The sequence below is a fragment of the Paenibacillus sp. FSL K6-2393 genome (assembly GCF_038002545.1).
Lineage (GTDB): Bacteria > Bacillota > Bacilli > Paenibacillales > Paenibacillaceae > Paenibacillus.
The window spans coordinates 4313704-4338398 of sequence record NZ_JBBOCU010000001.1 but is presented as its reverse complement, the minus strand read 5'-3'; the positions used below and the strand labels follow the sequence as shown (position 1 = coordinate 4338398).

Sequence of the window (24695 nt, the reverse complement as noted above, 5' to 3'; positions counted from 1 at the left end):
CAATGTATTATGGGAAAACCACAATTGAAATCGGAGGATGCGAACTTGGAAAATAAGGAAACGTTTAATCTCGTAACCAATGAATATGAACGATATAGACCCGTCTATCCGAGTGAAATGTTTGATGATATTTTTACATATCTGAATCTTAATAAAGAGGATTCCATTGTTGAGATTGGCTGCGGAACGGGGCAGGCCACTGGCGGATTGGTGAGCAAGGATTATACAAACATCACGTGTATTGAATTAGGCAGCAACTTGGCACAGTTCACCGCAGACAAATTCAAGTCATATCCAACGATTCAAGTAATCAACACTTCCTTTGAGAACTGGAATAACGAAGGAAAGCGATTTCAATTGATTGTGTCTGGAACGGCCTTTCACTTCATTGATCCGGAAGTTAGTTATCGCCGGGCTTGGGAATTGCTAGAGAATACAGGCGGCATTGGACTTTTCTGGACGGTTCATGTACCGGTCTATGACCAGCTGCACAATGAAATTCGTTCACACTACATAGCATTAGCCCCTCATCTGGATGATTCTCACTATCCTTCGCCAGATGAAGTTATCCAGGAGCGTAAAGAAATAACAGAAAAATCCGGCTTGTTCACGGATATTGAGGTTAAGGAGTATAACTGGATACAGACTTGCTCCAGCGAAGAATATGTCGCTTTATTAAATACAAATTCCAAGCATCAACAGCTGGCTGAGGATGTTCGGCGTTCACTTCTGGAGCGAGTCAAAGATTCCATAGATGCTGCAGGTGGAACGATAGAGAAACAACATAAGGTTGCTCTTTTTCTTGGGAAGAAAAAGGTCTAAGAATATATGTTTTTATTAATCTACTGAAGAACAGGAGAGAATATATGAGTGATCCGCGTTCAACATACAGTATCCAAACGGCAGTTTTAAGTTTACAAGAGGAATTAGAGAGGTTAAAGATGCAAGCGGTAATGGGGTGGCCCAAAGAGTTCCGAAATCTAGAATGGTATGGTTTGAAAAATGGAATGCGTGTATTGGAGGTCGGAAGCGGACCGGGTTACATTACAGAGCAACTATTGAACAGTCTGCCAGACAGCGAGCTTACCTCGCTTGAGATTGATCATTCACTGCAAGCACAAGCCAAAGAACGGCTGAAAGATATTCCTTCCACGCGATTACAATTTGTAGAATCTTCCATCTACCACATGGATCTGCCTGATGATTCTTTTGATTTTGTCGTGGCAAGACTGATCTTTCTTCATTTGAACAATCCTGACGAAGCTGCACAAGAGATATATCGTGTACTGAAGCCTGGCGGCCGTCTTGCCATTATTGATGTGGATGACGGCGTTTTTGGAGCGGTGAATCCTGATGTTCCTGCTTTGCATACGGTATTAATGAAAATTTCGGATTATGTGGCACAACACGGCGGTAATCGTTTAATTGGTAGAAGTCTGCCGCGTCTCCTTTCTGAGAACGGATACATCGATGTCGACATTGATTCTGTCCTTCAACATAGTGATCTGTTAGGCATAGAAGGCTTTAAGCACCAGTTTAATCTTAATCGTTTTGTACATTTTGCTGAAAAAGGTGTGATCAGTTCGGAGGAATTTGCTCAGCTGCAACAAGCTTCTGAAGCTATAAATTATTCGCCGAAAGCCTATGCCATGATGAATTTCATTACAGCTTGCGGCACGAAGCCATTGACATAGCTGGGTTGAAACTAATTAGGGACGGAGGATGGGGATGAATCTCGTTCAATCTTTTCAGGAATTAGTAGTTCGAGGGGATCATCAGGGTATGATTGAGTTACTGAAAAACTTCGAACAATCCAGGAAATTGTCTGTCCATGAAAGAGGCTGGGTCTACTGGAATATTTCTGATGGTTATGCCTTGTTAAGAGAGCCGGAACTGCTTTATGCCAATCACCGGGCATTCTTCGAATGGGGGAAAGAAAATCTCGCTCCGGAGCAGTTACACTGGATTGTTTCGGATTCAACACAAGCGTTGTCATTATCTCTGGGAAACTACTTTGATCATTGGATGGATTGGTACCAATATGCTTGTGATCATGCCCCGGAGGTGGATACCAACCGAGGTGTTCGATTCGAGAGCCATCGGGCTTTGGGTGGTTCACTGTGGGTTTTGGAGAGATACAGTGAAATGGGCAGTGTGCTTGAAAATATGAACCAACTCATACAAGAAGATGAGTCATGGTCCAATATTCTTTTTGCCCGGATTACATATAACAAACAGTGTCTGGCCTATCTGCATCATTCCAGTGACGTTAGAGAAGTAAATCTGCTTCTGGATGAAACGCTGAATTTGATAAACAATATCGACTGGTCAGCATTAGATCAAATAAAAAATCAGGAAGTTGTAGGTAGCTGGGGACAATTGAATTCATCCAGTAACTCACAGAGAGATGTTCACATTGCGTTGAACAATCTGGCATGTATTTTGACAGATATTGAAAAGGTAGAGGAAAGTGTGGAGTTATTCAGATGGCTGCAGAACAGCGGATATGCTTTGAATGGGTATGCTTTTTCTAAATATGTCTGTTCGGTATGGAAGTCAGAAGGGGTTGAGGCTGTTAGAGAAGCGCTAGGTGCCAATGAATCTTTTGAAATCGCTGAGCTCATTAAACATAGCCCTGTGCTTTCAGAGATCGAAGATTAGGTTTGACTTTGCATAAAAGAGGACTGCACTTCAAGAAATAAGAAAGAAGGAATGCATGAAGTGAACCATGACATCTTGTTAAACAGATTTCCGAATGTGAACATTGTTAAACTAACAGGTGGTTATACCAATACGACCCTCTTACTCGAAGGAACTGATCCGCAGAAGATTGCTAAAATCTATCATGTAGAAAATACAGATGCAAGGACAGAAATAAGCGCGCTAACGTTGTTAAATCATTCTGGCGTGACTCCGCGATTGCATGATTGCTTTGAAAAAGAAAACTGGCTGTTTGTTATAATGGATTACGTTCCAGGAATAAACGCACAGAGGCTGCTGGATCAAGATGAACGTGAACAAGGCAGGAAAATTTATGAGCAGCTTGGTATATATCTCGCCAGAGATGTGCACTCCATCAAACGAGATGATTGCGAAGTAGAGTTGCCAGTCGTAACGAAGTCCGCTATGGATGTGGAGGGACTTGAGTTTGTACCCTCCGGAATCAAAAGCATGGTAAAAGAAGTGTTGCACATTTCCGATCATGGGGAGCAAACTCTGATTCACGGAGATTACGGACCGCATAATGTCATGTTATCCAACGATTCAATGTTCATTTTGGATTGGGAGTGGGCAGGATGGGGCAATCCATTGTTTGATATCGCATGGGTGGTGTGGTTTGTGCATCTTCATTATCCTCACATGGCAAAGGATCTGTCAGAAGTCTTCTTAAATGCATATACAGAACGTACAAATATTGAAGTAACAAATGATCTAATTCGGGCATATTCCACATCCAAAGTAATTCAGATCATGAACCGAATCAAGAATGCTCATCCAGATGTACATAGGGAATGGCTGCGCAGATTAGAATGGACACTGCAAGCGAGCTTTAACAAGGCTTAATCGTGAAATTTCGTTGAAACGCTGAAATATACGTGAAAGGAGTGATGTGATATGAGAAACAATACGAATCTGAGTAGAAGAAATAAAGTTGCCACAGGTGTTTTTGTCTAGCGCAGAGGACCCAAGGAAGGGTTCCGAGGGATTCCTCTGTGTAATCTTCACGAGGAGGAATTTCAAACTATGATTCATTTAAAACGTGTGTCGGTGGATAATTGGTATGCATGTACCCAACTGAATGTAACGGAAGAGCAGAAAAAAAGTTTTCCCGCGCCGGTTGTATATTGGATTGCTGAATCCAAGGTGGTGACCGATTTTCACCCCATGGCCATCTATTATGATTCGGATCTGGTTGGTTTTGCTGTGTACTCAGATAAGCCGGATCATGAGGATAACTACTGGCTTCTTGCTCTAATGGTAGATACAAAATATCAGGGCAGAGGTTATGGAAGAGAAGCGCTTAGGAAGTTGATTGATCTAATGAAAGAATCACTGAAATGCAAATGCATCATGATTGGACATAGGCCGGAAAATAGTATCGCCGGGAATTTGTATGAATCACTTGGTTTTCAGAGAGTAAGTGAAGGGCTGATTGATGGCGAAGTTGTTCGGCTTCTAAGATGCAAGTAGTGCCCAAACGCACGCGATTTGGATTGTAAAGGAGGTAGTTTGTCTTTGAAGCATGTACACATTATTTTCTCATTACTCTTTATCATGTTAGGCATTGTGATTATTACGATCTCAAAAATAATTGAAGAGGTGATTCCCAAGCTAGGGTATGCAGCATTCCAGTCAGCAGCAGCTGGCAGTTATACTCCGAGTGATTATCAGGTGAATTTTGCACTGAATTATTGGATAGGCGCGATATGCATTTTGGGTGGAGTTATCTGTTTATTAGCTAGAATGAATTGGATTCAGAACTCCATCCGAGAAATGAATATAAGAAACAAAGCGTTTGATGAAACTCATAATTATGACGACACAAGAGAACTGAAATAGGTTATGATATGACATAAAAAAGAAAGGGCAGATTGATATGATTACATTCCAATACTTTGAACCGGAAGATTTTGAACAACTAATCGAGTGGAGTGGGGATGAAGCATTTCTGCTCCAGTGGGCCGGCCCTCAGTTCCATTATCCACTTTCCAGAGAACAGCTATCGGATTATTTGCATGGTGCCAATGATAAAAACACTTCAAATAAGTTCATTTATAAAGTGATGGATGAATCGACCCAGGAGATTGTAGGCCATATTGCTCTTGGCGGTATCGATCGATATAATCGTTCAGGGCGCATTGGTAAGGTGCTCCTTGGCAAGCCATATCAGGGTAAAGGCTATGGGAAGCAAATGATCGATGAGGCACTTCGAATTGGATTTGAAGAGGAGAAGTTACACCGGATCAGTCTGGGCGTATTTGATTTTAATGTCTCAGCCATCCGATGTTATGAAAAAGCGGGCTTTGTACAAGAGGGACTTATTCGTGATGCAAGAAGATATGAAGATACCTTCTGGAATCTTATTGAGATGAGCATTCTGGAAGATGAATGGAAAAAATAACTTCTCAAAAGGCATCATATACTTGAGAGGAGGTTCACCCACTCGTCATGCTGAACATACTGAAAAAGCTGACTTTTTGGTTTGTCATTTTCTCGCTAACCGTATGTTTCATTAATTTATCAGGAAACGATGATAAGAATATTCTGATTTACCTAACGAATCCTATAAATCCGTTGCTGAATGACTGGTTGACCAAAATAAATACAAATCCAGAGACGAACTCATTGTTCAGGCCGTTAATATACTTGTTACATTTGATTTTTTGGGGCGGAGTGGGGTTCATCCTGGATCGGCTCATTATGAAGCTTAAACGTAAAGGATAGATATGAGCAATTCTCAGAAAAAGGTCATCTTTCATGCTTCGATTAACGGATGTAATAACTACGTGTACGAAAATTTAAATGGGGAGGTTCTCATGTCATCAGAATGACAGGAGGACCTCCCCTTAATTACTACCTTCCTGGTTTATTTCAATGATCCCCGTATCAATAAATTCCTTCACAGGCACTCCGTCGCTAGCGAGTAACAGGGTCTCCATCATTTTGGTACCCCAGACTCCTTCATTCTGCGAAATAACGGCAGACAATTGACCGTTGAGCAACCCGTTTTCACTGGTCGGGCTGTCACCGAACGCGATTAAATGCCGGTTAAGGCCTTTGGCTTTCCAGATCAGAGTAGAGGCAGAGACAGAAACAAAATCGAGCCCGATAATCGCATTGAAGTGAGGGTGAGCTTGAATCATGTTCTCCATATCGGACATGGCTTGATCTTCATTCCCTTGATGATAACGAACTTCCAAGATTTCGATGTCTGTTTCACTGCGGATATAATCAATGAATCCATTAAGCCGCTGCTGCAAACCTTGCATCTCCTCCAAGCCATTCTCGACAAGAATCATGCCTTGATTATGCAGAAGTCTTGTAGTCGTCATCGCGAATTGCTGGCCAGTACGATAGTTATCGGCGCCCACATAAGCGATTCGATGACTGGATGGGACATCTGACTCAAATGTAATGACAGGAATACCCGCAGCTTGGGCTGCATCAATAACGGGTGTAAGTGCAGCAGCATCCACAGGAGATATAGCGATTCCGTCCACATGCTGTTTAATCATATTCTCCATGATACGGATCTGTTGTTCGGTATTGGCTTCATCAGGAGCGTTTACAATTAACGTGATATTGTGTTTCCCTGCATACTCCGTTGCATCCTTCGTGATCATCTCATAGGTTGGATACGTCATTGGATAGATAATACCAAAAGTTTTGCTCGCTGCAGATTTCTCTACAGGTGAAGTTGCAGGAAGTGTTGCAGCCATTTGCTGTGGCCGAATGTGTGCCGAACCGGATGAAATGATCATCGGGAACAGAAGTATTAGTGTAAGTAAAAGTGCAAATCTGGCTTTATTCATACATTTGCTCTTTTCTCATATCTGATGGTCTGGCCTGCGATTCCTCGGTTCCTTGAGTTCGGTATTCTCTTGGCGTAAAACCTGTTGTTTTCTTGAATATATTAGAAAAATAGTGAGAATCGTTGTAACCAACTTTGTAAGCAATCTCAAAGGTTTTGTTGTTGGTTGTTTTCAACAGCTCCTTGGCTTTACCGATTCGAATCTGGGTTAGATACTCCGTTATCGTTTGACCGGTTTCCTGACTGAAAATCTTGCTTAGATGACTTGGACTGATTCTGACGTGTGCAGAAATCATCTTCAACGAGACCTGTTCGTTATTGTATTCACGGGATACATAAGCTTTCACCTGATCAATGACATCACTGTATTTACCGGAGCAGGCTGCTCTTCTCTGCCATAACAAGTTAAGCAGGGAACACAGATATTGGGTGCAATCCTCCCAGCACGTAATCTTCCGAATTGTCTGTTGTAAGGAAGTAATGTTCTCATCCGAATGATCACTCATGCGGAACAACTGATTCGCGAGCCGAAACGACTCCAGCGTAAGATCATTCAACAGATAGAAGCCATACGAGGAGGACTTCCAGTCGAAGGACTGTAATGGAGCGGCAAACTCCTGCACAAAATGGTCACGCAGATTGGGGCTGCCGATTTTGAGGAATTCAAGAAACGAATTCCTGTCGAGAAAAAGAGTCGTTTGCTCATCCAGGTTATTTTCACGTAGAGAAGCTCTGTTCTGAAGGGTGAGCCGGGTAATATATTTATCCTCCTCCGCTTCCAGATACGAGACATGAATTCCTTGCAGCCGCTCCTGTTGACTGCCAATGCCCAGAATAATATTACATTTGAACGTATGCTCAAGTTCCATACGAACCCGCCCGCGAAGCTGCTCCAGATATACGGATATGCTGTCATCGGAGTGATACTTGAGCAGAAGCACCAACTCGGTCCGGCTTCGAATATAGGGAAGAAGTTCTACGTGGGGATCACGAGTTTCCTCCAGTATGGGAAGCAGCTTCTTCATCAGGGATTCCGGGTCCCGGGAGTCATCTGTTAATCGAACGTCGATAATGACAATTGTATAATACCGGGCCGAGAGTGGAAGTGAGAGTTGTTTGGCTGATTCAATCGCATCGGTTGTACCGATGAGTCCTCCGCACAGATCGGCCAGCAGTTTTTCTTTGGTGATCGTCCGGTTTGTCATGCGTTGATGTTCTTCATCCATTTGTTTGCTGACCTTATGAAGCATTTGGATTAGCTCTGCTGCACTAATGGGCTTTAGACAGTACTCGGTCACACCAAGTCGGATGGCCTCCTGGGCATAGCTGAATTCATCATGACCGCTCATGATAATGATTTTGATATCAGGTTGTTGAGTGCGAACGATGGAGGTCAGTTCCAATCCGTTCATAAATGGCATTTTGATATCCGTAATCAGAATATCCGGAGCCCATTCATGAATTAAAGGTAACGCAAGCTCGCCGTCGGGTGCATCCCCGCAATAGTGAAAACCTTCCTTTTCCCAATCAATGCAGCTCCGTATATTCTCCCGAATTCCAATTTCGTCATCCACGATCATCACCTTTTTCAACGGTTAACCTCCTTGCTTTTGGGGATACGAATCATAAATGTGCTGCCTTCCATATACGTACTTTTCATTTCAACGCCATAAGCTGGTCCGAAATAGAGTCGAATCCGGTGATGTACATTGAGCAGACCAAATCCATCTTCCTGCTCGTCATCTTGGGGTGAACGGGAACCGGCCGGCTTCTCCAGCTCTTCACGTAATTGTGCCAATCGATCCGCAGACATGCCAATTCCGTTATCCTGTACGGTCAGAATGATGCTATTGTCCTCTACATATCCGTGTATGGATATAAGCCCTTGACCGCGTTTGTTCTTGATCCCATGGTAGAGCGCATTCTCAATCAGGGGCTGCAGCGTCATTTTCAAAATGGGATAATCCTGAAGCTCACGATCAACGCTGATCTCGTAGGTGAGAATATCGTGGTACCTCATCTGTTGGATAACCAAGTAACTCCGCGCATGTTCAAGCTCGGTTTGAATGGATACCCAGTCGAATCCTTTGCTCAGACTCAAACGAAAGAACTTCGAGAGGGCTTGCACAAGTTTGATTACATTTTCTTTTTTCTCTGCTTCAGCCATCCAGAGAATGGATTCCAACGTGTTATAGAGGAAATGAGGGTTGATCTGAGCTTGCAGCGTACGTAGTTCAGCTATTTTCACCTGTTCATTCTCTCGAATGCTCTTTTCGATTAGTGTTTTGAGCTTATCCAGCATCACATTGAAGCTTTTGCCCAGATCAGCAATTTCGTCCGAGCCGTGTGGTGTGACTTTGGCTTCCAAGTAACCGTTTGCAGCTTTACGCATCTTGTTCATCAGAATTCGGATGGGAAGAATCAATCGATTATTCAGGAAAAAATATAACGATATTGCAAAGAACGCACTTAACAACACCGTGATGATGATCAATTGGCGAATGCTATTGGCCTCTGCAATGATTTCCTGATAAGGAGCTACCCCGATCATTTTCCATCCGGTCTGTATTGAGGTGCTGTATACAACAAACTGGGGCTTGGATCCTGCAGACAGGATAAAGCTGTCGTGCTGTAGATGTAAAGGAATCGATCGGATCTGATCCATCATGGTTATGGATGCCGGGGTGGTATCCGGCCTGAAGAGTGTATTTCCGTATTGATCACTAATATAGAAAAAACCGGAATCCTTAATGGGGGTATTCGTCAAAAAATCATCAATGAACGAATCATTCAAATCAATTACGATGAACCCGATGACCTCATGCGTAATCCGCTCTTTGACCGTGGTTATAATTGAGAGCGCATTCTGTTTAGGGTAAGCAAACCCATCCAGCCTGTTATATTCGGCATAGGCTGCAGAATGAGGGATGCGCAGAATGGCATCCGGATACTGTATCAGATACTTGAAGTACGGGTTACGCAGCGGATTTCGTTCCAGCTTGAACACGCCTTTTCGTTCACTTATGCCTTTTCCATAAAAATTCACGAATGAGATATTAAGTACCTTGTCATACTTGTAGGTTTCCCGATAAAGATTGTATGTCTGAAGGATGGCTTTGGCTTCCGGGTAGGACTCCGATTGAGAATACAGGTATTGAAGCACTTGCGGGTTCTTGCCCAGTTCAAGCAGCCGTTCCGTATCCTCAAACAAGATGTCAATGTTCCTGGCAAGCTGGTCGGCAACCAGTTGTGTTGAGGCCTTGTTATGATTGGATACGACCGTATAGGATTTGTGGTAAGAAATCAATCCAACCACGATCAGTGGTACTGAACTGAGGATGATAAACATGCTGAGTAATTTAAGCCTGAGGCTTGAAGCAATCCATTGAATGAGTTTCAACGTATTCCACTCCATCTGAAGGGATCAAAAATGTATCATTAGTATAACATGATTTTCTAATATGTAAGAGAATCGCTAAATACTACACAATTAAACAAAGAAATTACACTTTTTAAACTCCATTTTTTGAAATTACTAAATTATTACATAAATAAAGTATGAGACTCCATATAAGCTCGGAATGAAAGCGTTCTATAATGTGGTCACACCACAAGGTGAAACGAAAAAAGGGAGGATCACAACATGCGAACCAAAAAAAAGTGGGGACTTGCCATAACATTGGCTATGGTGATGCTGGTTAGCACGGCATGTAGCAGTACGAATGGAGGAGCAGGCTCCGATAATGCAACTTCAACAAGTGGGGAGGGCAGTACACCTGCCAGCGCCAAAACCATTACGCTTGGTTTTTCGCAGGTTGGTGCAGAGAGTGGCTGGCGTTCGGCAAATACCAAGTCAATTCAGGATTCAGCCAAAGAAGCAGGTTATGATTTGAAATTTTCGGATGCGCAGCAAAAGCAGGAAAATCAAATTAAAGCTTTGCGATCCTTCATCCAGCAGAAGGTGACGGTAATTGCATTTTCCCCTGTTGTGGAATCCGGTTGGGATACCGTATTGAAGGAAGCGAAGGATGCAGGCATTCCCGTAATTTTGACGGACCGCGCTGTGGATTCGCCAGATAAAACCCTCTACAAAACCTTTATTGGCTCCGACTTTGTAGAAGAAGGACGTAAAGCAGGTCAGTGGCTTATTGACCAATACAAGGACACTCAAGAAGAGATCAATATCGTTGAGTTGCAGGGCACAACAGGCTCCGCACCCGCGAATGACCGTCAAGAGGGCTTTATGGAATTGATTGCTTCCAATTCGAAGCTTAAAGTGATTGCTTCACAATCAGGTGACTTTACACGTGCCAAAGGCAAAGAAGTCATGCAAGCTTTCCTCAAAGCACATAAAAAAATAGATGTTCTCTATGCACATAATGACGATATGGCACTTGGTGCAATTCAGGCCATTGAAGCGGCAGGACTGAAACCAGGCGTAGATATCACCATTATCTCTGTGGATGCCGTGAAGGATGGGATGCAGGCTGCTGCTGATGGCAAAATCAACTTTATCGTTGAATGTAATCCGTTGTTAGGACCTCAATTAATGGAAGCGGTTCAAGCGGTAGTGGACGGGAAAGATATCGAACCCCGAATCGTAACGGATGAGACAACTTTCACATCGGAGCAAGCCAAAGAAGCATTGCCAACACGCGAATATTAAAAGCAGATTCGTATAACACCGAAAAGTCATTTTTCGACCAGGCTGTCGCTAAATGACTTTTTTCCATAACAAAGGAGAGGGTTATATGGCCGAGCAAACACCCATTTTGCAAATGACAGGCATCACCAAACAATTTCCCGGCGTTAAGGCGCTGTCCAGCGTCAGCTTTCGCTTGTTTCCGGGCGAGATTCATGCCTTGATGGGGGAGAACGGAGCGGGAAAGTCCACGCTGATTAAAGTTCTGACTGGCGTTTATTCCATTGACGAAGGAACGGTAACGATGGATAACCGTGATCTTTTGATCTCCGGTCCGCTCGAAGCACAAAAGGCGGGAATCAGTACCGTTTACCAAGAGGTCAATCTCTGCCCGAACTTAACGGTTGCTGAGAATATTTTCATCGGGCGGGAGCCGATGCGATTTGGCAAAATCAATTGGAAGCAAATGAACAAAGATGCGGATAACCTGCTGCGAGACAGATTACATCTGTCCATTGACGTTAAGGCTCCTTTACAGACCTACTCCGTCGCGATTCAACAACTGATTGCGATTGCAAGAGCACTCAGCATCTCGGCAAAAGTGCTCATACTCGATGAACCCACATCCAGTCTGGACAAAAACGAGGTTCAGCAACTGTTTCGAATTATGCACAAATTAAAGAGTGAAGGTCTGGCGATTCTTTTTGTTACTCATTTTCTTGATCAGGTATACGAAATGTCGGATCGTCTAACGGTGCTCCGTAACGGGGAATTGGAAGGAGAGTACATAGCGGCAGAACTTCCACGCATGGAATTGGTGCTCAAGATGATCGGCAAGGAGCTTGAGATGCTAGAGGAGCTTCCGAAGGAAACGGATGCTGTCGAGTCGGAGTCAGGAGAACTGTTAATTACCGCCAAGGCACTTGGACGCAAAGGAGCGATTGAGCCATTTGATCTGGACATTCGCAAAGGAGAAGTTGTGGGCTTGGCTGGGCTATTGGGGTCTGGTCGTACCGAGATCGCTCGCCTTTTCTTTGGTGCAGATCGCTCGGATGAAGGCAAGTTGCTCGTTGTGGATACAGGAAGTACGGTCAAGTCGCCGCGTCATGCAATTGATCAGAATATTGCTTTTTGCTCCGAGAACCGTAAAACCGAAGGCATAATCGATGATTTGACCATTCGGGAGAACATTATTCTGGCTTTACAAGCGACACGAGGCTGGTCCAAACCAATCTCACGCAAGAAGCAGGATGAGATCGCCGAAAAGTACATCAACCTGTTAAATATCCATCCGAAAAACCCAGAGCATTTAATTAAAAATCTGAGCGGCGGTAATCAGCAAAAGGTGTTGCTTGCACGCTGGCTGCTGATGAACCCCGATTTGTTGATTCTCGATGAACCTACGCGTGGAATTGATATCGGTGCAAAGACCGAAATACAGAAGCTAGTGCTTTCTCTGTCGAAGCAGGGCATGGCCGTGCTGTTCATTTCGTCCGAGCTGGAAGAAGTGATTCGTGTCAGCCGCCGGATTGCCGTAATCCGGGACCGCAAAAAAGTGCAAGAACTTAGCGGGGATCAGATCCATCAACAGCAAATCATGAAAGCAATGGCAGGAGGTTAAAGAGATGGCGGGCAAGATGCGTAAACATCATTTGTTTTGGCCGTTATGTATGCTTGGTTTACTTTTAATCTTTAATTTGCTGTACTCTCCGGATTTCTTCTCCCTCGTCATGCGTGAAGGGAATCTGTATGGCAGCTTGATTGATATTCTCAATTTCGGAGCACCTTTAATTCTGGTATCGATCGGCATGACACTGGTGATTGCGACCGGAGGTATTGATTTGTCCGTGGGCTCCATTGTAGCGATCTCCGGTGCCGTGGCTTGTATGAGCATTAGCAGAGGAGTAGATCAGAGTTCCTTCGGGCTTGTGTTGGGTGCAGTTGGATTATCTATAGGTCTCTCCCTGATCTTGGGCATGTGGAACGGGGCGCTTGTTTCGGTTGCCCGAATCCAACCCATTATTGCAACGCTTATTCTGATGGTAGCTGGACGTGGGATAGCGCAATTAATTACGAGTGGACAGATTATTACTGTATCCAACGCGAACTACGCCTATATCGGGGCAGGTTCGCTTGCAGCATTGCCTTTTTCCATCTTCATCGTATTAACTGTGTTGCTTGTTGCCTCACTGTTGACGAGAAAAACGGCACTGGGACTGTTTATCGAATCGGTTGGAAGTAACGCAAACGCGAGCCAACTGGCAGGTATTCGTTCAAAAACGGTTATTCTCACGGTATATGTCTTCTGTGGGCTGTGCGCCGGCATTGCCGGGCTTATTCTCAGCTCAAATGTATCCAGTGCGGATGGAAATAACGCAGGTCTGTGGTATGAACTTGATGCCATTCTTGCTGTCGTCATCGGGGGTACTTCGCTCAATGGTGGTCGTTTCTATCTAATGGGTACCGTCGTTGGAGCACTCATTATCCAAACCTTAACAACAACGATCTATATGATTGGAGTCCCGCCAGAAGTTACGCTGGTTGTCAAAGCCTTTGTTGTACTTGCCGTATGTTTGATTCAATCCGATTCATTCCGCAATTCCATGGTGATCCGTTGGAAAAAACGGAAGTTTCCAGCCGAACAGGGGGTTAACCGCCATGTTTCTTAATCGTAAGTATCTCCCGGTCTTTGTCACCTTCGGCTTGCTGGCTGTGATGTTTGCCATAGGCTCTTTCCGGTATACGGGGTTCTTCTCCACTCAGGTACTGCTTAATCTTCTCATTGATAACGCATTTCTGATCATCACGGCGATTGGCATGACTTTTGTGATTGTATCGGGAGGAATCGACCTGTCGGTAGGATCTGTCATTGCGCTGACGACCATTATTAGCGCAAGTCTGGTCGAGAAGCAAGGGTGGTCGCCTGCGATCGTTATACCGATGGTGCTTGTCATGGGTGCGTTGTTTGGCACAGTCATGGGGGCGATCATCCACTATTTCAAAATCCAGCCTTTCATCGTGACACTGGCAGGCATGTTTTTGGCGCGGGGGCTGTGTTATGTCATCAGTCTCGACACCATTACCATTACGAATCCATTTTACACACAGGTTGCGCAGGCGAAAATTTCTCTGCCAGGGGGCAGCTTTGTCTCCATTAATGTGATTATTGCTCTGGTCATTGTACTACTCGCGATTTACCTGGCACATTACACCCGGTTTGGGCGCAACGTTTACGCCATCGGCGGAAGCGAGCAATCCGCGTTGCTCATGGGACTGCCGGTTGCACGTACCAAAATCCTGGTGTACACGTTCAGCGGTTTGTGCTCCGCGCTTGCCGGTGTTGTCTTTACCTTCTATATGTTATCCGGTTATGGATTACACGCCATGGGTCTTGAACTCGATACCATCGCGGCTGTTGTGATAGGAGGCACCTTGTTAACAGGTGGTGTGGGGTATGTAGCGGGAACCTTTATTGGTGTATTGATCCAGGGGGCTATCCAAACTATAATTAGCTTCGAAGGTACGCTCAGCTCATGGTGGACCAAGATTGTGATTGGTCTGATGCTGTTTGTTTTTATTTTGTTCCAGCGACTTCTTAGCGGGCGGCGAGTATCCTCGAAATCACTGCATTAAGTTGATCAAATTAAATGATATTGAACACGGATACCGAAACAATGATATAACACGATGCGCTCTGCATTGGTGAATGCTGAGCGTAACATGGAGATGGGGGATGCGTGAGTGAGAAGATATGTGAACGGGTTGTGTTTGTTCATTCTACTGCTGCTTGTCGGCTGCACAACCCCTGAGTCTGAAACTGTGCCTCCTCCCATCTCGTCTAACAACTTGGAAACTCTTCCTTCTGTTGAGGAATGGATGGAATCAGCGGTAGCAAGGGATACCTCTACGAAACCGATTGTTTTGGGTTTTTCACAACTGGGCAGAGAGAGTGCCTGGCGTCTGGCAAACTCCACGTCTATTCGAAATGCCGCAGCTGAATCGGGAATCTCCCTTGTAATAAAAAATGCAGAACAGTCTCAGACGAAACAGTTCGAGGCTGTTCGGTCGTTTATCAGGCAAAAGGTGGATGTCATTGCCATTGCACCGGTCGTGGAATCGGGCTGGGATGGTATTCTTCAGGAGGCCAGGGATGCAGGTATACCCGTGATTATCGTAGACAGGTCAGTTGATGTCAAAGATACTTCACTTTTTGTAACAACGATTGGATCGGACTTTTATGAGGAAGGTGTGAAGGCCGGAAAGTACATTCAGGATCGGATGCGAAATCATCCGGGTTTGATACGGATTGCCGAACTGCAAGGCACGAGTGGTTCTACACCCTCTATCCAGCGTGGCGAGGGCTTTAGAAGCATTTTTGACACCAGAGCAGATATCATCTTCTCACAAAGTGCTCCTGCCGATTTTACGGAGGACAATGGCAAACAAGTGATGAAAGAATTCCTTCAGGTCCCGGAAGACAAACGGCCGCAGGTTCTTTTTGCCCATAATGATGAAATGGCGTTTGGCGCCATACAAGCGATAGAAGAAGTTGGGCTGAAGCCGGGAGAGGACATTATCATTGTCTCGGTGGACGGCTCCCGCAAAGCACTTGAAATTCTGGCGAGTGGGAAAATCAACGCTGTGGTGGAATGTAACCCGCTGCTTGGTCCTCAGCTTATGCAGGCTACAAAAGAAATTATTGCAGGGCGTACACTCCCAAAGCGCATGGCGCCCCCGGAGGACATTTTTACACAGGAGAGTGCTAAACGGGAGATGTACAACAGGCGATTCTAGAATTCGTGAATAAATAGAATATTTTGGATAAAATTCAATTTACTTTAAATAAACTTATCGTTTATACTGAACTCACCTTGAACTAAAGCTCTTATCTATGAGAAAGGACGTAGCGGATTACGTGTATATGAAAGCGCTTTTTTTTCGAGGGTGAAAGTTTGATAAAGAGAGGGAGTGTAGAAGGTAGTATGCTGTGAATATATTATGAGGAGGTAATTTTATGTTTAAAGTAAAGCTAGCAAAGGCGGTAATATCTCTCGCGCTTTTCGGTACCTTATTTTCTATTCCGGCGGTACCCGATGCTCGTGCTGCAGATGCAAGTTGTCCGAATGGTTATGTAGGTTTGACGTTTGATGATGGCCCATCTGGAAACACAACAAACATGCTTAACGCGTTGAAGCAGGCTGGCTTACGGGCAACGATGTTCAATGTTGGACAAAATGCACAAAATAATCAATCTCTGGTTTCTGCACAAGTAGCAGCTGGTATGTGGATTGGCAATCATTCCTATACACATCCAAACATGACTACATTAAACAGTTCTCAGATGTCGTCAGAGATTACTCGGACACAGCAGACAATCCAGTCCATTACCGGAAGTTCACCTAAACTGTTCAGACCTCCTTACGGTGCGACAAATGCTACCTTGAAATCCGTTGTGAGCCAAAACGGCCTGAAGGAAATACTGTGGAACGTAGATTCCCAAGACTGGAATGGTGCCAGCGCAGCCCAGATTGTAGCTGCAGTGAACACGATGAAAAGTGGTGACGTCATTCTAATGCATGATCAGTACCAGACGACACTTCAAGCCATTCCGCAGATTGCACAAAATCTGAAGAATCGTGGCCTTTGCTCCGGCATGATCTCATCAACGACCGGTCGGGCAGTTGCACCCGATAGTAGCACTACGAATCCGCCAAGTAACGGAACAAAAGTGGAAGCTGAGAATATGACCAAAGGTGGGCAATACACCGGCAATATCAGTTCTCCTTTCAATGGCGTGGTCCTTTATGCTAACAATGATTTGGTTAAATACACTCAGAATTTTGCAACGAGCACTCACAATTTTTCACTTCGTGGAGCTTCAAACAATGCCAACATGGCTAGAGTTGATTTGAAGATTGGTGGACAGACGAAGGGAACCTTTTACTTTGGCGGGAGCTCTCCAGCGGTCTATACCCTGAATAATGTCAGTCATGGGACGGGAAATCAGGTCATTGAGTTGGTTGTAACAGCCGATGACGGGACATGGGATATCTATATTGATTACTTGGAAATACATTAACAAGCTCAAGGTTGATTGAAAAATAATTCACTATGATGAAATCCCGTTGGGTTGATCCAATGGGATTTCATTATGTTTTTTGCCATTTTGTAACACAAAAGTGGAAGGAAAACATTTATAATGGATGAAATTGAGGAAAGGAAGAATTTGGTTTGTATTGAAACTATTTATGGAATAGGAGTGGATTGACCAAATGATCATTATGATTAACGGAGCGTTTGGTTCGGGGAAAACTTCTGCAGCAGAAGCACTTCAGCCCTTAATTGCAAACAGCATGATTTACGATCCTGAAGAAATAGGTTATATGCTCAGAAAACTTCTTCCGGAGAATTGTAGAGAGGAAAGGGAACGGACGGATGATTTTCAAGATATCGATCTATGGAAAATTCTAACCGTAAAGACAGCTAAAGAAGTAAAGCAGAAATACAACAGACACTTAATTGTCCCCATGACCATCTATAAAGAGGAAAACTTTAATTACATTTATAACGGGTTGAAAGAGATCGATCAGGACATTCATCATTTTTGCCTAACGGCTAAAGAAGAGACGATTTATCATCGTTTGGCTAAACGCGGAGATGAATATGGAGGCTGGCAGTATCAACAAGCACCAAAGTGTGTTGAAGCTTTCAAGGATGAACAATTTCAAACTCGCATTATTACCGATCATTTGGATACTAGTGAAATCATAGAACTCATATTGAAAAAGGTCCTATCCAAATAATTATCATTTTTTTAATAGGAGGGATTTATGATGATGATGATTGTACATGTGCTCTCGAGAAAAGAATGGGAAGCCGCCGTGATCAATGGGGTATACAGAGCAGCATCTTTAGAAAAGGAAGGTTTTATTCATTGCTCACCTGTGGATAAGATCGTAGCTGTGGCTAATTATAATTACCACGGGACAAAGGGGTTAGTATTACTTTGCTTGGATGCATCTAAAATAAAATCAGTAGTTATATGGGAAGATCTGTATAATGAAGGCAGGGAATATCCTCATATTTACGGTGAGTTAAATCTTGACGCTGTATCTCATACATATGATTTTGAGCCTAATGAAGAAGGGAGATTTTCGCTACCTCCTGACTTAGAGAACATGCAGTGATGTCAGATTTCTTGGATAGACGCTGGTTTCGTTGAAGAAATTGAACAGAAGAGGATGGAACCTAATTGACGACTGTGACTTTTGAAGAGGTAACCGAACAGCACCTCCCTGAAATTAGAGAGATTTATAACTATTATGTAATGAATACAACGATTTCGTTTCATACGGAGGAATTAGATCTTGATCAGATTAAATCCTCTGTGATGAACAAGGATACGCGGTATAAAACTTATGTAATTCTTGAAAACAATCAAATGATGGGCTATGTTCTGATCACCCAATATAAGAGTAAACAGGCATATGATATTTGCGGTGAAGTCACCATATATCTAAAGCCCGACATTTTGGGAAAAGGCTTGGGGAAACAAGCATTAAGTTTCATTGAGAAGATTGCAAAAGAACAAGAATTCCATACCTTAATTGCGACGATTTGCATGGAGAATACAAGAAGTAAATCATTATTTGAGAGAAATGGTTATGAACAATGTGCTCTGTTTAAAGAGATTGGATATAAATTCGATAGAAAGCTGGATATTGGAAGTTTCCAAAAGATATTGTAAGGAGAATACAGAATGAGTAGAAACCTATATATTATATCTGGTCCCCCTGGAGTAGGGAAATCTACAACTTCCAAGCTGCTGGTTCAGACTTTAGAGAGAAGTGCGTATATTTCTGGAGATGCGGTTAGTCACTTTCCGGTCAAAGGGCGAGGTAAACCCTGGCTTGATAAGGATACACATAACTTAACTTGGACAAATATATTCAGTCTAGTGAAAAACTTATTGGACTATAAATACGATGTAGTTCTGGACTATGTGGCCTTTCCGGAAGACATTAATGGATTAATGACCGAATTGGCAAACTATCATGTTCGCATAATCTATGTTGTATTAATGGTTGATCGTCAAACCATTATTCGTAGAGACCGTCTAAGAGCAGAAGAATATCAAATGAAAGAAAGAAGTATAATTCTGCTGGATGAGTTTGAAAATCATCCAGATCTGAGAGTAGATAACAAGCTGTATACTAGTCATTTTACAGAAGCACAATTACCTGAAATAGTAAATGAAATTATAAAAAATGAGAAATATCGGGTGAAATAACTGTACTGTTATTATGCTTCGAATTGTAAAAATGCACGAGCGTTGAATAACTAATACAAGGTAGAAAAGCGTTGGGTTTTATTAAGAATGGTGCAAAAGAAAAAAAAGATTAGCCGGGAGGATTAACGATGTCTCGTATTTATGGAGAAAGAATTGTGTTAAGAGAATACCAGGATTCTGATGTGGATTACATCAAACAATGGGTGAATGATCCGGAAATTACAGGGACTTTATCAGATAATTTTTTGTATCCTCATTCGAGTTATGAGACGGAATCCTTTTTCAGAACAATGGTTGAAGGCAAGTCTTCAAATAAAAGTTTTATTATCGGGTTGAAAGACTCGTTAGAATATATAGGTCAGATTGATCTGTACAAAATTGATTGGAAAAACCGCTTTGCATCTTTAGCAATTGTAATAGGAAGAAAAGAATTTCTAGGTAAAGGTTATGGGAGTGAAGCCATTCGTATACTACAGAAGTTTGTCTTCGAAGAGCTAAATTTAAATAGATTAGAACTTGAAGTGTATGAGTACAATGAGATTGCTTACAAGTGTTATTTAAAATGTGGCTTTAAAGAAGAGGGAAGATATAGAAAGAAGATATATAAAAAGGGAAAATACTGGGATGGTGTTTGCATGAGTATCTTAAAAACTGAATATGAGCAGTCATAGTCTCAGAAGGCATCCGTGATATAAAAGATCAATTTGAAAGGAAACAACTTGATTGTAAAAGAGACAGCGAAAAAGCTGCCCCTTTTATTCATCTAAACCAATCTATGTTTAACTTTAAACAAACCTACCGAAGTTACTCTTCTTCGTTTAGAAAAACAAAACCACTGTCAATAAGCCCCTGTAAATACTCGTCAAAGCTGTTTGCAATCACTACGTATTCGTCAGGGTCGTGCAAAAAGCGAACGATTTGACCACGTACACCTTCATCAGTAGGGTTAAAATCAATATAAAGTCTGGATGTTCCACCATTGTTCATACAGTCTGAAAAATGAATATATTTCCCTGGAAGAAGCCCCTCACGATTGATCTTAGAGTCAACGGCATCCTCTTCATCTTCGTATTCTAAAAGATAAGAGACGTCTTCTTCATTTTTTGAACTTTCGAGCATTTGTTGAGTAGACAGTAAGTAATAGGGATATCTACCTTCTTCAACATCTGAGCCAAGAATACAAACCGTAATTTCTTTTTCTCCGTACTTCCTCCAATATGTACCATCAATATTTTCAAGTAAACCGATGAGTGATTCTGGAAAATTTGGATATTTTGATCGTAATGTATTTATATCTTCTTTTGTAGCACCGCTCGCTGTATTCAGTTCCTCAAGTTCTTCTGGTGATAATGCTGCTCTTAATCCATTTAAAAATTTGTTCACCAAATCCATTATGTTGACCTCCCAATCATAAAATATAAAGCAAATATACGCAGATAAAGTAAAGGTACTGCGTTAGTGTGAAAAATCTTTCCTCTACAATATGTTATGTATACTAAGATCAGTTTATCATTTTTCTCTAGTTTATTGGCAACTACAAGGTTTAATTTTAGGTCTGGTGATAAAGGTGCATGGGATTAACTGCTAAGGTTGGATAGACCCTCCCATGCTTTCGTAGTACAATTATGTAAGTAATTGGAATGGTTAGTCTTATAGTGACGATATAGAGGAGCGGAATACATTGTCATTACATATGATAGGCATTTTATGAGGGTTCTGCTCACTAGCTCATCAACCAGGATGTGAGTGAAAATCTTCTATAATTTTTGAATATTTATGAATACGATTACACCATATGGGGGAGGGATTTCACCTTGTCTGATTACTATTGGGATGACCAAATTGAATATCTGAGAAATACGCGGTGGCTATATTATAACGATGATTATCTTGAGTTTTTGGTTCAACGTGTATGGAAGATTGAAAATTCAGTAGATATTATCGACTATGGATGTGGTTATGGCTATCTCGGATTGAAACTGCTTCCTTTATTACCCGAAGGATCAACCTATACCGGATTAGACAAGGGTGAAGAATTGATTAAGCAGGCCAAAGAGAGTTTCTCAAAGACCTCTTATCAAACGACTTTTATAGTAGATGACATTGAAACAGTGCAAGTGAAACGTCAATACGATATTGCGATAAGTCATGCCTTCTTATTACATATGACAGAACCTATCACCGTTCTTCAGAAGATGATCGAAAGTGTAGTAGATGAGGGTAGAATCATATGTTTTGAACCTCATTGGATCGCTAATATGTCAAACTATGAATTACATGGACTTGAACAATCCAAGATTATTCAGCTAGGTATTCTCCAAAAATTGTTCGAGGAGGATGCCAAACGCAGTGGTAAAGACGGAAATATCGGTATGAAGATTCCAATTCTGCTTAGCCAACTTGGCTTGCGAAATGTAGAATGCCGGGTGAGTGACAAAGTTAACTTCTTAGATCAACACATGGCAGATTCGGATAAGGAAAAGCTTTTTCTTGCATTAAAAGAAGAAGGACTGGGACAAGAACCGAATGCCAGACATGAAGCTGTTACTCAATTGATGGAAAGAGGACTGAATTCAGAAGAAGCGAATAGAGAATATGAAGCAGAGAGTGTATTTGCTAGGGAGTTTAATGAGAACTCATGGTTAACCTATGCTCCGAACATGAAAATTACATCGGGAATCGTGACGAGATAGGTGTATAGCTTCTATTACTCATAAGGAGGTACAGATGATGATATATAGGAGAAAAACCTATATTATTGCGACTTCTTTTGTAGATGAGTTTAATGCTCTATTTAATGATATTTTGCTGCCATCCCAATTGAAATACGGATCAAGACTTATTGGGAGATGGCACACACCAATCGATGATGAAACCAGCGAAATTTTTGCGATGTGGGAATACGACACTCTTGAACAATACGAAGAAATTGAGAAAAAGATAAAATCAGATACAGATCACGTAAAGCGAGTTCAAGCCCGTTTTGATCAGATTGGAAGACATCGGTATAAAGAAGTATTTCGTGACGAGATAAGGCAAGTGTTTTTCACATCGACAGTAGAGCGCGAACAAACGATTTTGAAGTGAATAAAAAAGGAGCTGAGAGAAAGATGGAGACAGAACGACTTATATTTCGGAAATATACCAAAAATGATTTCGATTTACTTTTTGAAATGACACGTGAGCCGAATATGATGAAATTTATAAGACATGGCGGACCCTGGACGAAGGAAGAAACCATGCAAAGCCTGGAAAAGTTCATCAACTGGAATAAAGACGATAAAGGGCTGTTTCTCGCATTTAATAAAGAGGATAACAAGTTAATTGGAACCTCTGGACTGATTCCTCAAATCATTGAAGGCACTGATGAGCTTGAAGTTGGTTACTGGGTCATAGAGCAATACTGGGGAATGGGTTACGGATATGAACAAGCAAAAGCGTGGAAAGAATATGGCATGGATCACATGAAGCAGAAAAGATTAATATCTTTAATTCAACATGGCAATGTGGGTTCTATGAAAGTCGCGCAAAAGAATGGCATGAAACACGAGAAGGACGTAGACATAATAGGGAAAAATGTAGCAGTGTACTCGATTGAGGTGAAGTGAATATGACTCCTTTTCCTGAACTTGAAACCAAAGGACTGCTGTTAAGAGAGATTAAACAGAGTGATTCCCAAGACATATTTCATATTTTTTCTTCAGATGAAGTTACAAGGTTCTACGATGTAGAAAGTTTTACGAATACAAAACAAGCAGAAGAACTCATACAAAGATGGAATGAACGATTCAAAAATGGTCAGGTCATCCGTTGGGGAATTGCTTTGAAATCGGACAACAGAATTATTGGAACATGTGGATTTCATGGTTGGATGAAACAACATCATAAAGCTGTGATGGGATATGAGTTAGCACCTGAGTTTTGGCGACAGGGTTATATGACCGAGGTAACTCAGAAAATCGTTGAATATGGATTCAAGAACCTTGAATTAAACAGAATTGAAGCATTTGTAGAGCCAGAGAACGCGGGATCAAGAAAGTTGCTTGAGAAAATTGGGTTCAGTGAAGAAGGCATATTGAAAGAGAATTTTATTTGGAAAAATCGATTTGTTGATAATGTCATCTATGCATTTTTGAAGAAAGAATATGTATGAAAATACGAATTATTGGATCTTGCGGTAGTGGGAAATCAACATTAGCCAAAGAATTGTCGGATAAATACGGTATTCCTTCCTATGAATTAGACAATCTCATATGGGACAGAAGCGCCGAAAATCTGAGATATCCTGAAAGTGTTAGGGATGAATCCGTTCAATCTATTGTCAGTTCAGAGGCTTGGATCATAGAAGGAGTACAGTGCAAAGATTGGACAATTAAGTCCATCCAGGAAGCAGATTTGATTTTTGTATTAGCTCCAAATGTTTTCATTAGAGATTATCGAATTATAAAGAGGTTTGTATTGTCTAGAATGGGACTGCAACCGTGGAATTACAAGCAGTCATTCACGGACTTATGCAAGATGATTGTAAAATGGAACCATCAATATAATATAGAAGAAGTTATATGTACAATTAACACAAACCGCAAAACTGCAACAATCACAAAGAATAAAAAACAAGTGATACAGTTGATTGAACATCATTTGGAAGTGGTTGTAAGTGAAAGTGAAAAGAACCTTAGAGGTAATCAAGGATTGTCCAAAGAGGAGATACAGTGGTGAATATAAAAATTCAACCAGTCACACGAGAGAATTGGGAAGAAGCGCTGAAGATCTCTTTGTATAAACACCAAGCGTCATTAGTTCCATCTGTTATTGAGGGACTCGCTTACGCCTATATAAAACCGTGGGATGAAGCATTTGATCCTTACGTACTTGAGATCGATGGGAAGGTATTTGGTTTCTTTTATCTGAGTTATACGCCAGATAGTACAGATAATTACTGGATTGGTGGTTTTCAAATCGATAAATCCTATCAAGGTAAAGGAATGGGAAGGCTCGCTATAAGAGCCATTCTAGATTACATCACGAAACAGCATCCATTATGCAAGGTTATTTCATTAACGGTTGAACGTGATAACGAAATAGCACAGAACTTGTACAAGAGCATGTCCTTCATTAGTGAGAACAAAACCAATTCAGATGATGAAGTGATCTACAGGTTGGCAATAAAATAAGAAATTTGAATAGTGTAAAGATTACATGTGATGATTTTCTAAATGAGGTGACTTAAA

Annotated in this window: 28 protein-coding genes; 24 read left to right on the top strand and 4 right to left on the bottom strand. The window is 42.1% G+C overall.

Annotated features, from left to right (window positions below):
* Window positions 1-45: 45 nt before the first annotated feature.
* From MHI14_RS18970 to MHI14_RS18940, 7 genes are all read left to right on the top strand, one after another.
* The gene (locus MHI14_RS18970; protein ID WP_341131032.1) at window positions 46-822 is read left to right on the top strand and encodes a class I SAM-dependent methyltransferase; all 777 of its coding nucleotides are present in this window, start codon (window positions 46-48) and stop codon (window positions 820-822) included.
* Between the two features lie 44 nt (window positions 823-866).
* Window positions 867-1694, top strand: a complete 828-nt coding sequence (locus MHI14_RS18965; RefSeq protein WP_341131031.1) for a methyltransferase domain-containing protein — start codon at window positions 867-869, stop codon at window positions 1692-1694.
* Window positions 1695-1728: 34 nt separating this feature from the next.
* Complete coding sequence (locus tag MHI14_RS18960) at window positions 1729-2661, top strand: hypothetical protein (protein WP_341131030.1); 933 nt, start codon at window positions 1729-1731, stop codon at window positions 2659-2661.
* Window positions 2662-2736: 75 nt separating this feature from the next.
* Window positions 2737-3564 (top strand): phosphotransferase family protein, encoded by an 828-nt coding sequence (locus tag MHI14_RS18955; protein ID WP_341131029.1) that lies wholly within the window; start codon window positions 2737-2739, stop codon window positions 3562-3564.
* Window positions 3565-3744: 180 nt separating this feature from the next.
* Window positions 3745-4191 carry a GNAT family N-acetyltransferase gene (locus MHI14_RS18950; protein ID WP_249911024.1) on the top strand — a complete coding sequence of 149 codons (447 nt, stop codon included), beginning with the start codon at window positions 3745-3747 and terminating at the stop codon, window positions 4189-4191.
* A 45-nt stretch (window positions 4192-4236) separates the two neighbouring features.
* Window positions 4237-4560 (top strand): hypothetical protein, encoded by a 324-nt coding sequence (locus MHI14_RS18945; protein ID WP_249911023.1) that lies wholly within the window; start codon window positions 4237-4239, stop codon window positions 4558-4560.
* 37 nt (window positions 4561-4597) lie between these two features.
* Window positions 4598-5122, top strand: coding sequence for a GNAT family N-acetyltransferase (locus MHI14_RS18940; protein ID WP_091031643.1), 525 nt, complete (start codon window positions 4598-4600; stop codon window positions 5120-5122).
* 445 nt (window positions 5123-5567) lie between these two features.
* Here MHI14_RS18940 and MHI14_RS18935 read toward each other — a convergent pair whose 3' ends face one another.
* The 3 genes from MHI14_RS18935 to MHI14_RS18925 are packed head-to-tail and all read right to left on the bottom strand — an operon-like array spanning window position 5568 to window position 9932.
* Window positions 5568-6533, bottom strand: coding sequence for a sugar ABC transporter substrate-binding protein (locus tag MHI14_RS18935; RefSeq protein WP_249911022.1), 966 nt, complete (start codon window positions 6531-6533; stop codon window positions 5568-5570).
* Complete coding sequence (locus MHI14_RS18930; RefSeq protein WP_249911811.1) at window positions 6526-8115, bottom strand: response regulator; 1590 nt, start codon at window positions 8113-8115, stop codon at window positions 6526-6528. Before MHI14_RS18930 ends, MHI14_RS18935 begins: the two co-directional genes overlap by 8 nt.
* 5 nt (window positions 8116-8120) lie before the next feature.
* Window positions 8121-9932 (bottom strand): cache domain-containing sensor histidine kinase, encoded by a 1812-nt coding sequence (locus tag MHI14_RS18925; protein ID WP_341131028.1) that lies wholly within the window; start codon window positions 9930-9932, stop codon window positions 8121-8123.
* Between the two features lie 243 nt (window positions 9933-10175).
* On the opposite strand from MHI14_RS18925, the gene MHI14_RS18920 reads away from it, so the two are divergent.
* From MHI14_RS18920 to MHI14_RS18870, 11 genes are all read left to right on the top strand, one after another.
* On the top strand, window positions 10176-11198 hold the full coding sequence (locus MHI14_RS18920; RefSeq protein WP_341131027.1) for an ABC transporter substrate-binding protein: 1023 nt from the start codon (window positions 10176-10178) through the stop codon (window positions 11196-11198).
* 85 nt (window positions 11199-11283) lie between these two features.
* Window positions 11284-12795 (top strand): sugar ABC transporter ATP-binding protein, encoded by a 1512-nt coding sequence (locus MHI14_RS18915; RefSeq protein WP_341131026.1) that lies wholly within the window; start codon window positions 11284-11286, stop codon window positions 12793-12795.
* A 4-nt stretch (window positions 12796-12799) separates the two neighbouring features.
* Window positions 12800-13843: an ABC transporter permease gene (locus MHI14_RS18910; RefSeq protein ID WP_341131025.1), complete on the top strand. Its 1044-nt coding sequence runs from the start codon at window positions 12800-12802 to the stop codon at window positions 13841-13843.
* A complete protein-coding gene (gene yjfF, locus MHI14_RS18905) occupies window positions 13833-14807 on the top strand; it encodes a galactofuranose ABC transporter, permease protein YjfF (protein ID WP_017689006.1) in 975 nt (324 codons plus the stop codon). The genes MHI14_RS18910 and yjfF overlap by 11 nt, the downstream gene beginning before the upstream one ends.
* Window positions 14808-14915: 108 nt before the next feature.
* Window positions 14916-15968, top strand: a complete 1053-nt coding sequence (locus MHI14_RS18900; RefSeq protein ID WP_341131024.1) for an ABC transporter substrate-binding protein — start codon at window positions 14916-14918, stop codon at window positions 15966-15968.
* A 220-nt stretch (window positions 15969-16188) separates the two neighbouring features.
* A complete protein-coding gene (locus MHI14_RS18895) occupies window positions 16189-17253 on the top strand; it encodes a polysaccharide deacetylase family protein (protein ID WP_341131023.1) in 1065 nt (354 codons plus the stop codon).
* Window positions 17254-17446: 193 nt separating this feature from the next.
* On the top strand, window positions 17447-17977 hold the full coding sequence (locus tag MHI14_RS18890) for an AAA family ATPase (protein ID WP_341131022.1): 531 nt from the start codon (window positions 17447-17449) through the stop codon (window positions 17975-17977).
* Between the two features lie 30 nt (window positions 17978-18007).
* Window positions 18008-18361, top strand: coding sequence for a DUF952 domain-containing protein (locus tag MHI14_RS18885; RefSeq protein WP_341131021.1), 354 nt, complete (start codon window positions 18008-18010; stop codon window positions 18359-18361).
* Window positions 18362-18435: 74 nt separating this feature from the next.
* On the top strand, window positions 18436-18921 hold the full coding sequence (locus MHI14_RS18880; protein ID WP_341131020.1) for a GNAT family N-acetyltransferase: 486 nt from the start codon (window positions 18436-18438) through the stop codon (window positions 18919-18921).
* A gap of 12 nt (window positions 18922-18933) precedes the next feature.
* Entirely contained in the window at window positions 18934-19464 is a 531-nt protein-coding gene (locus MHI14_RS18875) for an AAA family ATPase (protein ID WP_341131019.1), read from the top strand.
* 128 nt (window positions 19465-19592) lie between these two features.
* Complete coding sequence (locus MHI14_RS18870; RefSeq protein WP_341131018.1) at window positions 19593-20135, top strand: GNAT family N-acetyltransferase; 543 nt, start codon at window positions 19593-19595, stop codon at window positions 20133-20135.
* Window positions 20136-20268: 133 nt separating this feature from the next.
* Here MHI14_RS18870 and MHI14_RS18865 read toward each other — a convergent pair whose 3' ends face one another.
* Window positions 20269-20856 (bottom strand): SMI1/KNR4 family protein, encoded by a 588-nt coding sequence (locus tag MHI14_RS18865; RefSeq protein ID WP_341131017.1) that lies wholly within the window; start codon window positions 20854-20856, stop codon window positions 20269-20271.
* A gap of 422 nt (window positions 20857-21278) precedes the next feature.
* Here MHI14_RS18865 and MHI14_RS18860 point away from each other — a divergent pair, with 422 nt between their 5' ends.
* Genes MHI14_RS18860 through MHI14_RS18835 form a run of 6 tightly spaced genes read left to right on the top strand, consistent with a single transcriptional unit; the run spans window position 21279 to window position 24638 of the window.
* Window positions 21279-22157: a methyltransferase domain-containing protein gene (locus tag MHI14_RS18860; RefSeq protein ID WP_341131016.1), complete on the top strand. Its 879-nt coding sequence runs from the start codon at window positions 21279-21281 to the stop codon at window positions 22155-22157.
* Window positions 22158-22194: 37 nt separating this feature from the next.
* Window positions 22195-22551 (top strand): NIPSNAP family protein, encoded by a 357-nt coding sequence (locus tag MHI14_RS18855; RefSeq protein ID WP_341131015.1) that lies wholly within the window; start codon window positions 22195-22197, stop codon window positions 22549-22551.
* The gene (locus MHI14_RS18850; protein ID WP_341131014.1) at window positions 22548-23072 is read left to right on the top strand and encodes a GNAT family N-acetyltransferase; all 525 of its coding nucleotides are present in this window, start codon (window positions 22548-22550) and stop codon (window positions 23070-23072) included. Before MHI14_RS18855 ends, MHI14_RS18850 begins: the two co-directional genes overlap by 4 nt.
* A gap of 2 nt (window positions 23073-23074) precedes the next feature.
* Window positions 23075-23617, top strand: a complete 543-nt coding sequence (locus MHI14_RS18845; protein WP_341131723.1) for a GNAT family N-acetyltransferase — start codon at window positions 23075-23077, stop codon at window positions 23615-23617.
* Window positions 23614-24183: a hypothetical protein gene (locus MHI14_RS18840; RefSeq protein ID WP_341131013.1), complete on the top strand. Its 570-nt coding sequence runs from the start codon at window positions 23614-23616 to the stop codon at window positions 24181-24183. Before MHI14_RS18845 ends, MHI14_RS18840 begins: the two co-directional genes overlap by 4 nt.
* Entirely contained in the window at window positions 24180-24638 is a 459-nt protein-coding gene (locus MHI14_RS18835; protein WP_341131012.1) for a GNAT family N-acetyltransferase, read from the top strand. The genes MHI14_RS18840 and MHI14_RS18835 overlap by 4 nt, the downstream gene beginning before the upstream one ends.
* The last annotated feature ends 57 nt before the right edge of the window (window positions 24639-24695 follow it).

What these genes read in the sequence shown, in the direction of transcription:
- MHI14_RS18965 (WP_341131031.1), top strand. Translation starts at nt 867, where the DNA reads ATGAGTGATCCGCGTTCAACATACAGTATCCAAACGGCAGTTTTAAGT.
- MHI14_RS18960 (WP_341131030.1), top strand. Translation starts at nt 1,729, where the DNA reads ATGAATCTCGTTCAATCTTTTCAGGAATTAGTAGTTCGAGGGGATCAT.
- MHI14_RS18950 (WP_249911024.1), top strand. Translation starts at nt 3,745, where the DNA reads ATGATTCATTTAAAACGTGTGTCGGTGGATAATTGGTATGCATGTACC.
- MHI14_RS18940 (WP_091031643.1), top strand. Translation starts at nt 4,598, where the DNA reads ATGATTACATTCCAATACTTTGAACCGGAAGATTTTGAACAACTAATC.
- MHI14_RS18935 (WP_249911022.1), bottom strand. Translation starts at nt 6,533, where the DNA reads ATGAATAAAGCCAGATTTGCACTTTTACTTACACTAATACTTCTGTTC.
- MHI14_RS18920 (WP_341131027.1), top strand. Translation starts at nt 10,176, where the DNA reads ATGCGAACCAAAAAAAAGTGGGGACTTGCCATAACATTGGCTATGGTG.
- MHI14_RS18915 (WP_341131026.1), top strand. Translation starts at nt 11,284, where the DNA reads ATGGCCGAGCAAACACCCATTTTGCAAATGACAGGCATCACCAAACAA.
- MHI14_RS18910 (WP_341131025.1), top strand. Translation starts at nt 12,800, where the DNA reads ATGGCGGGCAAGATGCGTAAACATCATTTGTTTTGGCCGTTATGTATG.
- yjfF (WP_017689006.1), top strand. Translation starts at nt 13,833, where the DNA reads ATGTTTCTTAATCGTAAGTATCTCCCGGTCTTTGTCACCTTCGGCTTG.
- MHI14_RS18895 (WP_341131023.1), top strand. Translation starts at nt 16,189, where the DNA reads ATGTTTAAAGTAAAGCTAGCAAAGGCGGTAATATCTCTCGCGCTTTTC.
- MHI14_RS18890 (WP_341131022.1), top strand. Translation starts at nt 17,447, where the DNA reads ATGATCATTATGATTAACGGAGCGTTTGGTTCGGGGAAAACTTCTGCA.
- MHI14_RS18885 (WP_341131021.1), top strand. Translation starts at nt 18,008, where the DNA reads ATGATGATGATTGTACATGTGCTCTCGAGAAAAGAATGGGAAGCCGCC.
- MHI14_RS18875 (WP_341131019.1), top strand. Translation starts at nt 18,934, where the DNA reads ATGAGTAGAAACCTATATATTATATCTGGTCCCCCTGGAGTAGGGAAA.
- MHI14_RS18870 (WP_341131018.1), top strand. Translation starts at nt 19,593, where the DNA reads ATGTCTCGTATTTATGGAGAAAGAATTGTGTTAAGAGAATACCAGGAT.
- MHI14_RS18865 (WP_341131017.1), bottom strand. Translation starts at nt 20,856, where the DNA reads ATGGATTTGGTGAACAAATTTTTAAATGGATTAAGAGCAGCATTATCA.
- MHI14_RS18855 (WP_341131015.1), top strand. Translation starts at nt 22,195, where the DNA reads ATGATATATAGGAGAAAAACCTATATTATTGCGACTTCTTTTGTAGAT.
- MHI14_RS18845 (WP_341131723.1), top strand. Translation starts at nt 23,075, where the DNA reads ATGACTCCTTTTCCTGAACTTGAAACCAAAGGACTGCTGTTAAGAGAG.
- MHI14_RS18840 (WP_341131013.1), top strand. Translation starts at nt 23,614, where the DNA reads ATGAAAATACGAATTATTGGATCTTGCGGTAGTGGGAAATCAACATTA.